This window comes from Kineococcus glutinatus (assembly GCF_039542765.1).
Classification (GTDB): domain Bacteria; phylum Actinomycetota; class Actinomycetes; order Actinomycetales; family Kineococcaceae; genus Kineococcus_A; species Kineococcus_A glutinatus.
On the sequence record NZ_BAABIL010000206.1, the window covers coordinates 1 to 10,315 of the forward strand.

The window sequence follows — 10,315 nt, forward strand, 5'->3', positions numbered from 1 at the left end:
GGGCACGTCGCGGTGGGTGGCCACCACCAGCAGGGCCGACCCGGCCGCGCGGGCGGTGACGGCGCGCAGGAGGTCCAGGGACAGGGCGTCAGCCTGGTGCAGGTCCTCCAGCACCAGCAGCGGCCCGGCGGCCGGTCCTCGCTCCAGCACCGCGGTGGCGAGCCGCTGCAGGCGGGCGAAGCGCAGCGCGGCGGCGTCGGCTGCGGTGGCGGCTGCGGTGGCGGCGGTGGCCTGCGGGTCGCCTGCGCCGGCACCGTCCCCCAGGACGTCGAGCAGCGGCTGCCACGGCCACAGCGGGGGCGCTCCCCCGTCCCAGGCGCGGCCGCGCACCACCGGCACCCCGGCCCCCGCGGCGAGGGCCTCGACCAGCGCCGTCTTGCCGATGCCCGCCGGGCCGGACACCAGGACGAGACCACCGGAGCCCGCGCGGGCCGCGGCCAGGCGCGCCGCGAGCTCGGCCGCCTCCGCCTCGCGCCCGACGATCCCGCCCACCGCCGCGGTGGTCACCCGCGCAGTGTCCTCCCGCGCCGGGGACCACCGCGAGGGTCTGCGGCGCGGAACTCGGTACCGCGGAGCCGTGGTTCCGCGGATCCGCGGTGCCGCCGGCACGACGACCCTCGGGTGCAGCCGCCGCGGGAGCCGGCGGGCCGCACGAGGAGCAGGAGGATGCCGTGTACGCGACGTTGACGACCGGGGGCGGGAGCGGGTCGCCCGTGGAGGAGCGCACGCTGGTGCCGGCCTCCGGGGCGGCGCCCGTCTCCCTGCGGACCTGGGGGTCCGAGGAGGAGGCCCGGCGGGCCGCGGCGGGGGCGACGGTGTGGGAGGTCGTGGACCACCACCGCGGACGCTGCGCCGGGCAGCAGCCCACCGCCGTGCAGGTCACGACGTTCGAGGGGCCGCGCAGCGAGGAGCAGGCTGCGGCCGACGAACGCAGCGGGCGCGAGCGCATCTGGCCGGCGGTGGCCGACACCGACGGCCTGGTCGACGTCCTCGTCCTGCGGCGGGCGGACCGGGGGATGGTGGTGCTGGTGTTCGTGACCGCCGCCCGGCACCTCGAGGAGCACACCCGGCGGATCATGTCGACGGAGCTGCTGCCCGGGGAGGACCCGGCCCTGCTCGGCGGTCCCGACCGCGTCGAGGTCCACGGGGTCGCACCCGCCCCGGTCCTCGCCAGCGGCCGGCCGTGAGCGCCGCGGTCCCGCACCCGGCTCAGCGGGGTGCGCGCCCGCCGCTCCAGGTCAGCCCGCCGCCCTCCTCGTCGCCGGTCCCGCCGCTCACCAGCGCCGCCAGCCGCCCCAGGTAGGCGGCACCGGCCTCGTCGTCGACCGCCGCGCCGGCCAGCAGCACCGGGTAGGGCCGCTCGAGCGCGCCGTCGCCGGGCCGGACGTCCACGTGCGCGACCTCGCAGCCGCGCCCGTGCAGCAGGTCGGCCATCGCGTAGTCGGTGCGGGAGTCGCCCACGGTGCGCCAGCGCAGCGGCAGCGGCCCGTCGGCGGCCAGCAGCTCCAGGGCGCGCTCGGCGCCGAGGTCCTTGCCGAGCCGGACGGACTCCACGTCGCTGGCGATGATCGTCGGGTCGATCCGGTACGGGACCTCCCCCGCGGCGTCGGGCCGGGTGCGCCCGCGCCAGCCGATGCCCAGCCCGGCGGCGGCGCAGGCGTCGAACACCTCCTGCTCGAAGGGGACCTGCGCGGCGGCGTACTCCTCGGCGGGCACGTCCACCCGCTGCTCCACCGACACCATCGTCAGCTTCGCGGTGTCCACGAACATCGCACCCGACCAGCGGGCCGCGACGATGCCGCCGACGAGCGCGTGCACGTCGGCGGGGACGGCGAGGGCGTGGTCGACGGTGACGTCGCCGGCGACGAGGGCGGCCAGCGGGGCCCACACGGCGCCCTTCTCGCAGACGGCGTGCACCCGCGCGTGCGGCGGCAGGCCCGCGGCGAGCAGCGGCCCCGCGACCTGCTCGCGCACGAACGCGTCCGAGCGGCCGGTGTTGAAGACGACGGGGACGCCCGCGGCGGCCAGCGCCACGATGCTCGCGACGATCTCCGGGCGGTGGATCGTGCGGGTGACGGGGCTGGAGACGGGGCCGTCGACGTCGAGGAGGAGGCCGAACGGCGGGCGCGGGGTCACGGCACGATCCTCCCGCGGGCGTCGGCGGCGCCGGGGTGCGGGGCACCGGGGTGTCGGGGCGCCGCCGGGCGGGTAGGGGCCGGGCATGGCCGTCCCCGAGCGACCCGACACCACCAGCGCCCCCGCACCCCCCGGCACCGCCGACGCCGAGCACCCCGACGCCGCCCCGCCGCTGGCCGCCCTGGGCACCGTGATGGCCCAGGTGGCGCGGCTGCGGACCCGCCGCCCCCGGGAGGCCGTGCACACCGCCGGGCTCACCCACCCCGGCGTGGTGCACCGCGGTGGCCTGCAGGTGCGGGTGGGGGTGCCGTGGCTGGACTCCCCCGGCCGCGACGAGGTGGTGGTGCGGCTGTCCAAGGGCGCCGGGCTGCCGGCGGGGTGGCGGGACCTGCTGGGCCTGGCGCTGCGGGTGCCCGGCGACGACGGCCGCCCCTGGGACCTGCTGCTGTCCAGCGCGGGGCTGTCCCCGCTGGGGCGGCACCTGCCCGCGCCGCGCCGCGACCCCCTGACGTCGGCGTACACCACGTTCTTCGCGCACCGCAGCCCCGCGGGGCCGCTCATGGTGGCGGCGATCCCCGCGCGGCCCGGGCCGGGGTGGGTGCTGGCGGTGGCGGAGCGGCGGGGGCCGTGGCGGCCGTTCGCGCGGCTGGAGGTGGACACCGGCCGGGTGCTGCCGGACCCGGTGTTCGACCCGGTGCTGCACGCCCTGCCGGGACTGCCGCCCGGACCGCGGATGACCGCGGCGCGGCGGGTGGCGTACGCCGGTTCCCGCCGCGGCCGGGGCGCCCGGCTGGACGCGGCCTGAGCAGCCCGGCCGGACGCGGCCCGGGGAGCCCCGCGGGCGGGGCCGCGGTGGTCAGCGGGCGGTCGCGGCGACCGGTTCGACGCCGGTGAGCCGCACGGAGGCCGTCCAGAGCCGGCGGGCGAGGTCGGTGTCGAGCGCCAGCCTGCTGGGTTCCTCGTAGCGCACGCGGGTGCGGGTGACGGGTCCGGTGGGACCGACGAGGACGCCGCCGGGCAGGCCGGGGGCGGTGGCGGCGTGCAGCAGGGGGAGGGTGCCCTGCTCGGTGGACCGGGCCAGCACGGGCACGAGCAGCCGCACCACCAGCCGGGCGGGGAGGCTGCCGGGGCCGTCCTGCATGGGGGTGCGGGCCATGCCGGGGTGTGCCAGGACGCTGGTGACGGGGGAGCCGGCGGCGCGCAGCCGGCGGTCCAGCTCCAGCGCGGTGAGGGCGTTGGCGAGCTTGGAGCGGGCATAGGCGCGCCCGGGCTGGTGGGGGCGGGGGTCGGCGCCGGTGGGGTCGAAGCGCCGCACGAGGCGGTGCAGGCCGGAGGTCACGGTGACGACGCGCGGGTCGCGCCCGCGTTCGAGGGCGGGCAGGAGCAGGCCGGTGAGGGCGAAGTGGCCGAGGTGGTTGGTGGCGAGGTGGATCTCGTGGCCCTGGGGGCTGAGCCGGTGCGCCCCGGCGGCGATGCCGGCGTTGGCGACGAGCAGGTCGAGGGGGCGGTCGGCGAGGGCGGCGGCCGAGCTGCGGACGGCGTCGAGGTCCTCCAGGTCGAGCGGGTGCAGCTCCAGCGCGCCGGGGACGCCGGTGTCGAGGATCGCGCGGCGGACGCGCTCGCCCTTGGCGCGGTCGCGCACGGCCATGACGACGGTGGCGCCGCGGGCGGCGAGGACGTGGGCGAGGTGGGCGCCGAGGCCGCTGGAGGCACCGGTGACGAGGGCGGTGCGGCCGCTCTGGTCGGGGACGTCGGCGGCGGTCCAGCGGGTGGGGTCGGGCAGCGTCTGGGGCACGGGGGGCTCCGGGGTCTCGGAGGAAACGGATGGTCCATCCGCAAACGGGACGCTAGCACACAACCGGATGGGTCATCCGAATCGATGGTTCGTCCGGGCGCCGTACCCTGGGCCCGTGCCCCCCGCCCCCGAGCTGCGCGCCGACGCCGCCCGCAACCGCGCCCGGGTCCTCGACGTCGCGCGGGGACGGCTGGCCGCCGGGGACACCGCCCTGCCGATGAACGTCCTCGCCGGGCTCGCCGGCGTCGGCGTCGGCACCGTCTACCGGCACTTCCCCGACCGCCGCGCCCTGCTGGAGGCGCTCGCCGCCGACAGCCTCGACCGCCTCGACGCCGAGGCCCGCGCCGCCGCGGTCGAACCGGACCCCCTCGCCGGGCTCGACCGGCTGCTGCGCAGCGGGGTGCGCCTGCTCGTCGAGGACGCCGCCCTGCAGGAGGTCTTCTCCGGCACCGACACGAGCACCCCGGCCGCCGCGGCGCGCCTGGCGGAGCTGACGGCCACCTGCGACGAGCTGCTGCAGCGCGCCCGGGCCGCGGGGGTGGTGCGCGAGGGCGTCACCGTCACCGACCTGCGCCGCCTGGTGTGCGGCCTCGGGCACGCCGCGCGCATCGGCGGCCCGGACCCGCGGGCCGCGGAGGCCTACGCCGGCATCGTGCTGGCCGGGCTGCGCGCCCCCTCCTGAGGCCCTGCGCACCACCGGCGCCCGCCCCGCGCACGACGGCGGCCCGCCTCCCCCCGGGGGGAGCGGGCCGCCGTCGTGCCGCACCTGCCGGTCAGAGCCCGCCGATGGGCGGGGCGCCGGTGTCGGGCACCAGGATCGGGGTGTCCTCGTCGAGCGTCTCGCCGCGGAAGAACGCCTTCAGCCGCACGGCGCAGGCCAGCATGAGCGGCACCCCGAGGGCGAGCATGCCGACGCCGATGACGAAGACGCCGCCGACCGGGCCGAAGTTCGTCTCGCCGTAGTCGGTGCCGACCATGTCGACGGCGCTCTGGCCGAACGCCCACAGCATCGCCAGCCCGCCCACGAGCGGGACGAGCCCGCGCAGCAGGAAGTCGCGCACCGAGCGGGTCAGGGTGCGGCGGAAGAACCACACGCACGCGAACGCGGTGATGCCGTAGTAGAACGCCACGGCCAGGCCGAGGGAGGCGATGGAGTCCATCAGCGCGCTCTGGCTGACGAACGACAGCACCAGGTAGAAGAAGACCGCCGCGGCGCCCATCACGGCGGTGGCGAAGGACGGCGTGCGGAACCTGGGGTGGACGTGCCCGAAGCGGGCGGGCAGCGCCCCGTAGACGGCCATCGCCAGCGCCCCGCGGGCCGTGGGCAGGATCGTCGTCTGGGTGGAGGCGGCGGCGGAGACGGCCACCGTCAGCAGCAGCAGCGAGGAGACCACGGCGCCGCCGACGGGCCCGCCGAGGACGGTGAGGACGTCGTCGGCGTTCTCCTCGTTGGCCAGGCCGATGCCGGTGTCCCCGAAGCCGGAGTAGGCCTGCACCGCGACGGCGACGAGCAGGTAGGTCGCCAGCAGGATGACGGTGGCCAGCACGGCGGCCTTGCCGGGGGTGGAGTCGGAGTCCTTCGTCTCCTCGGTGACGGCCAGGCAGGCGTCCCAGCCCCAGTAGATGAAGACGCAGAGGATGACGGCCTCGGCGATGGCGGAGGCGCTCAACCCGAACGGGGAGAACCACTCCAGCGACGGGCGCACGGCCTGCTCCCCCGCCCCGCCGGAGTAGACGAGCCAGAGGGCGCCGATCGCGATGAAGCCGAGCACGGCGAACTGCAGCAGGACGAAGACGTTCTGCAGCCGCTCGGAGATGACGATGCCGCGGTAGCTGATCCACGTCATGCCGATGATGAACAGGACGCCGAGGGTGACCCGGACGCCGAGGTTCTCGGCGGCGCCGTCGAGGCCGAGGAAGCGCAACGTGTAGATGCCGGCGATCTCGGCCACGTTGGCGAGCACGATGATCCCGGAGACGGCGACCCCCCAGCCGCCCATCCAGCCCACCCAGGGGCCGAACGCCTTCGTGCCCCAGGTGAACGTCGTGCCGCAGTCGGGCGCGGCGCGGTTGAGCTCGCGGTAGGCCACCGCGACGAGCAGCATCGGGACGAAGGCGAGCAGGAACATCGCCGGCGCCCGGTCCCCCACGGCGAACACGACGTAGCCGAGGGTCGCCGCCAGGCTGTAGGCGGGGGCGGTGGACCCCAACCCGATCACGGTGTTGCCCCACAGCCCCAGCGCACCGGGCGTGAGCCCCTTGCCCGCTGACGGGGGTGGCACCCCCTGCGCGCGGTCGCTCGTCGCCGGTACCTCAGCCATGGCGTACCCCGTCCTGTTCGCAGTCGTGCGGCCGACGGTCGTCGTCGACCCCGGGCAAGGTACGCATCCGGGGGGTGGGGGGCAAGGAGTCCGCGGAAGGAACGCTCCCGCGGCCCAGCCGCGCCGCTTTCCGCAGGTCCACATCGCCGACTCGGCGCGTCGCGCGGAGCGGGGGTCTACCGTCCCGCCATGCGCATCCTCCTCGTGGGCGCCGGCGGTGTCGGCGACGCCCTCGCCAAGACCGCCGCGCGCCGCGACTTCTTCGACGCCCTCGTCGTGGCCGACCACGACACCGCCCGCGCCGAGCGGACGGTGGCCGCCGTCCGCCGCCGCCACCGGGGCGACACCCGCTTCCGCAGCGCGCACGTGGACGCCTCCGACGCGGCGGCCGTCACGGCGCTGGCGCGCGAGCACGGCGCCACCCACGTCGTCAACGCGGTGGACCCGCGGTTCGTCCTGCCGGTCTTCACCGGGGCGCTGGAGGCGGGGGCGGACTACCTCGACATGGCGATGTCGCTGTCGCGGCCGCACCCGACCGAGCCGCACGCCCGCACGGGCGTGAAGCTCGGCGACGAGCAGTTCGCCCTGGCGCGGCGCTGGGAGGACGCGGGGCGGCTGGCGCTGGTGGGGATGGGCGTGGAGCCGGGGCTGTCGGACGTCTTCGCCCGCTACGCCGCCGACCACCTGTTCTCCGAGATCGACGAGCTGGGCACCCGCGACGGGGCCGACCTGGTGGTCCGCGACGAGCGGGGCCGGGAGGTCTTCGCGCCGTCGTTCTCCATCTGGACGACCATCGAGGAGTGCCTCAACCCGCCGGTGGTCTACGAGCGGGACCGCGGCTGGTTCACCACCGAGCCGTTCAGCGAGCCGGAGGTGTTCGACTTCCCCGGCGGCATCGGGCCGGTGGAGTGCGTCAACGTCGAGCACGAGGAGGTGCTCCTCATGCCGCGCTGGATCGACGCGCGGCGGGTGACGTTCAAGTACGGGCTGGGACGCGAGTTCATCGGGGTGCTCAGGACGCTGCACGCGCTCGGGCTGGACCGCACGGACCCGGTGCGGGTCAAGGGCGTGGAGGTCGCCCCGCGCGACGTGGTGGCGGCCTGCCTGCCCGACCCGGCGACGCTGGGGCCGCGGATGAGCGGCTCGACGTGCGCGGGGGTGTGGGTGACGGGCCGCGGCAAGGACGGCGCGCCGCGGGAGGTGTACCTGCACCACGTCGTGGACAACGCCTGGTCGACGGCGGAGTTCGACGCGCAGTGCGTGGTGTGGCAGACGGCGGTGAACCCGGTGGTGGCGCTGGAGCTGCTGGCGTCGGGGACGTGGGCGGGGGCGGGGGTGCTGGGGCCGGAGGCGTTCGACGCGGTGCCGTTCCTGGAGCTGCTGGCGGGCGGGCACGGTTCGCCGTGGGGGCTGCAGGAGCGCAGGCCGGGGGCGTGAGGCGAGCCCGAGCCCCGGGGAATCCACCACCCGGTAAGCTCGTTGAAGGCTCAAGCAGCCGGGAGGGTCCCGGACCGGAGGAGGCGACCAGCCGTGGAGATCGGCATCAGCTCGTTCGCGGAGACCACCCGCGACCCGGCGACCGGCGAGGTCATGGCGCACCCGCAGCGGCTGCGCGAGGTCGTCGAGGAGGTCGTCGCCGCCGAGCAGGCGGGCCTGGCGGTGTACGGCCTCGGCGAGCACCACCGCAGCGACTACGCCGCCTCCGCCCCCGCCGTCGTGCTGGCCGCCGCGGCCGCCCGCACCGAGCGCATCCGGCTGACGAGCGCCGTCACGGTGCTGTCCTCCGACGACCCGGTGCGGGTCTTCCAGGACTTCGCCACCCTCGACGGGCTCTCGGACGGGCGCGCGGAGATCATCGCCGGGCGCGGCTCGTTCATCGAGTCCTTCCCGCTGTTCGGCTACGACCTCGACGACTACGACGAGCTGTTCGCGGAGAAGCTGGAGCTGCTGCTGGCGATCCGCCGCGACGAGCGCGTCACGTGGAGCGGCAGGCACCGCGCACCCATCCACGACCTCGGCGTCTACCCGCGCCCGGTGCAGGAGGAGCTGCCGGTGTGGGTCGGCGTCGGCGGCAGCCCGTCGTCGGTGGTGCGCGCCGGGCGCCTGGGCCTGCCGCTGGCGGTGGCGATCATCGGCGGGATGCCGGAGCAGTTCCGCCCGCTGGTGGACCTCTACCGCCGCTCCCTGGCCGAGGCCGGGCACGCCCCGAAGCCGGTGGCGGTGCACTCCCACGGCTTCCTCGCGCCGACGACCCAGCAGGCCGTGGAGATCAACTACGGCCCGATGGCGGTGGCGATGAACACCATCGGCCGCGAGCGCGGCTGGCAGCCCTACAGCCGGGTCGGCTACGAGGCCGCCCGCAGCCGGCGCGGCGCCCTCTACGTCGGCAGCCCGGCGGAGGTGGCGGACAAGCTGCTGCTGCTCGACGAGCAGCTCGGCGGCGTCGACCGCTTCATGCTGCACGTCAGCGTCGGCACGATGCCGCACCGCGACGTGCTGCGGGCCATCGAGCTGCTGGGCACCGAGGTCGCCCCGGCGGTGCGGGCGGAGCTGGCCGGGCGCCGGGTGGCGGCGGAGGCCTGAGCCGGTCGCGGCCGGTGCCGACCACCCGGGCGGCACCGGCTGATTGCATGACCATCCAGCATCATGCATAATCTTGCCCATGTCGAAGGTGCTCACCTCCCTGCCCGTCGGCGAGCGCGTGGGGGTCGCCTTCTCCGGCGGCCTCGACACCTCCGTAGCGGTCGCCTGGATGCGCGAGAAGGGTGCGGTGCCCTGCACCTACACCGCCGACATCGGCCAGTACGACGAGCCCGACATCGCCTCGGTGCCCGAGCGCGCGTCGGTGTACGGGGCCGAGCTCGCCCGGCTGGTGGACTGCCGCGCCGCGCTGGTGGAGGAGGGGCTCGCCGCCCTCACCTGCGGCGCCTTCCACATCCGCTCCGGCGGCCGCGCCTACTTCAACACCACCCCCCTGGGCCGCGCGGTCACCGGCACGCTGCTGGTGCGGGCGATGCTCGACGACGGCGTGCAGATCTGGGGTGACGGCTCCACCTTCAAGGGCAACGACATCGAGCGGTTCTACCGCTACGGCCTGCTGGCCAACCCGACGCTGCGCATCTACAAGCCGTGGCTGGACGCCGCCTTCGTCAGCGAGCTCGGCGGGCGCACCGAGATGTCGCAGTGGCTGCTGGCCCGCGACCTGCCCTACCGGGCCAGCACCGAGAAGGCGTACTCCACCGACGCCAACATCTGGGGCGCCACCCACGAGGCGAAAGCGCTGGAGCACCTCGACGCCAGCGTCGAGCTCGTCGAGCCCATCATGGGCGTGCGGTTCTGGGACCCGGCCGTGGAGATCGCCACCGAGGACGTCACCATCGGCTTCGAGCAGGGCCGCCCCGTCACGATCGACGGGCGGGAGTTCGCCTCCGCCGTGGACCTGGTGCTGGAGGCCAACGCCATCGGCGGCCGGCACGGCCTGGGGATGTCCGACCAGATCGAGAACCGCATCATCGAGGCCAAGAGCCGCGGCATCTACGAGGCGCCCGGCATGGCGCTGCTGCACGCCGCCTACGAGCGCCTCGTCAACGCCATCCACAACGAGGACACCCTCGCGACGTACCACAGCGAGGGCCGCCGCCTCGGCCGGCTGATGTACGAGGGGCGCTGGCTGGACCCGCAGGCCCTCATGCTGCGGGAGTCGCTGCAGCGCTGGGTGGGCGCGGCCGTCACCGGGGAGGTCACCCTGCGGCTGCGGCGCGGCGACGACTACTCGATCCTGGCCACCTCCGGGCCGGCGTTCAGCTACCACCCGGACAAGCTGTCCATGGAGCGCACCGAGGACTCCGCGTTCGGGCCGGTGGACCGGATCGGGCAGCTGACGATGCGCAACCTCGACATCGCCGACTCGCGCGCGAAGCTGGAGCAGTACGCCCAGCTCGGGCTCGTCGGCGGCACGCAGGTCGCCGGTGGCCGCGGCGCCCTCGTCGGCGCCGCGCAGGCCGCGGCCACCGGGCTCATCGGCGCCATGCCCGCCGGCGGCGCCGAGGCCATCGCATCGCGC

Annotated in this window: 10 protein-coding genes; 6 read left to right on the forward strand and 4 right to left on the reverse strand. The window is 76.2% G+C overall.

Annotation, left to right across the window (positions count from 1 at the left end):
• The coding region (locus ABEB16_RS09015; RefSeq protein ID WP_345711924.1) for an ATP-binding protein at positions 1-507 on the reverse strand (507 nt) is incomplete at its 3' end.
• A gap of 164 nt (positions 508-671) precedes the next feature.
• On the opposite strand from ABEB16_RS09015, the gene ABEB16_RS09020 reads away from it, so the two are divergent.
• Entirely contained in the window at positions 672-1,187 is a 516-nt protein-coding gene (locus tag ABEB16_RS09020) for a hypothetical protein (RefSeq protein WP_345711925.1), read from the forward strand.
• 22 nt (positions 1,188-1,209) lie between these two features.
• Here the strand turns inward: ABEB16_RS09020 and ABEB16_RS09025 are convergent, their stop codons facing one another.
• Positions 1,210-2,136, reverse strand: coding sequence for a hypothetical protein (locus ABEB16_RS09025; protein ID WP_345711926.1), 927 nt, complete (start codon positions 2,134-2,136; stop codon positions 1,210-1,212).
• An 85-nt stretch (positions 2,137-2,221) separates the two neighbouring features.
• Between ABEB16_RS09025 and ABEB16_RS09030 the strand changes: the two genes are divergently transcribed.
• On the forward strand, positions 2,222-2,941 hold the full coding sequence (locus ABEB16_RS09030; protein WP_345711927.1) for a phosphodiesterase: 720 nt from the start codon (positions 2,222-2,224) through the stop codon (positions 2,939-2,941).
• Between the two features lie 51 nt (positions 2,942-2,992).
• Here ABEB16_RS09030 and ABEB16_RS09035 read toward each other — a convergent pair whose 3' ends face one another.
• The gene (locus ABEB16_RS09035; RefSeq protein WP_345711928.1) at positions 2,993-3,931 is read right to left on the reverse strand and encodes an SDR family NAD(P)-dependent oxidoreductase; all 939 of its coding nucleotides are present in this window, start codon (positions 3,929-3,931) and stop codon (positions 2,993-2,995) included.
• Positions 3,932-4,046: 115 nt separating this feature from the next.
• On the opposite strand from ABEB16_RS09035, the gene ABEB16_RS09040 reads away from it, so the two are divergent.
• Complete coding sequence (locus ABEB16_RS09040; RefSeq protein ID WP_345711929.1) at positions 4,047-4,613, forward strand: TetR/AcrR family transcriptional regulator; 567 nt, start codon at positions 4,047-4,049, stop codon at positions 4,611-4,613.
• A gap of 91 nt (positions 4,614-4,704) precedes the next feature.
• On the opposite strand, the gene ABEB16_RS09045 is transcribed toward ABEB16_RS09040, so the two are convergent.
• The gene (locus ABEB16_RS09045; RefSeq protein ID WP_345711930.1) at positions 4,705-6,252 is read right to left on the reverse strand and encodes an APC family permease; all 1,548 of its coding nucleotides are present in this window, start codon (positions 6,250-6,252) and stop codon (positions 4,705-4,707) included.
• A gap of 189 nt (positions 6,253-6,441) precedes the next feature.
• Between ABEB16_RS09045 and ABEB16_RS09050 the strand changes: the two genes are divergently transcribed.
• The 3 genes from ABEB16_RS09050 to argG all read left to right on the forward strand — a co-directional run.
• Positions 6,442-7,689 carry a saccharopine dehydrogenase family protein gene (locus ABEB16_RS09050; protein WP_345711931.1) on the forward strand — a complete coding sequence of 416 codons (1,248 nt, stop codon included), beginning with the start codon at positions 6,442-6,444 and terminating at the stop codon, positions 7,687-7,689.
• A 93-nt stretch (positions 7,690-7,782) separates the two neighbouring features.
• Positions 7,783-8,835 carry an Atu2307/SP_0267 family LLM class monooxygenase gene (locus ABEB16_RS09055; RefSeq protein WP_345711932.1) on the forward strand — a complete coding sequence of 351 codons (1,053 nt, stop codon included), beginning with the start codon at positions 7,783-7,785 and terminating at the stop codon, positions 8,833-8,835.
• A 79-nt stretch (positions 8,836-8,914) separates the two neighbouring features.
• Positions 8,915-10,315: argininosuccinate synthase (gene argG, locus ABEB16_RS09060; protein WP_345711933.1), on the forward strand; the 1,401-nt coding region annotated here is incomplete at its 3' end.

Bases quoted from the DNA above. Each gene is read 5' to 3' on its own strand.
- ABEB16_RS09045 (WP_345711930.1), bottom strand. From the start codon at position 6,252: ATGGCTGAGGTACCGGCGACGAGCGACCGCGCGCAGGGGGTGCCACCC.
- ABEB16_RS09030 (WP_345711927.1), top strand. From the start codon at position 2,222: ATGGCCGTCCCCGAGCGACCCGACACCACCAGCGCCCCCGCACCCCCC.
- ABEB16_RS09050 (WP_345711931.1), top strand. From the start codon at position 6,442: ATGCGCATCCTCCTCGTGGGCGCCGGCGGTGTCGGCGACGCCCTCGCC.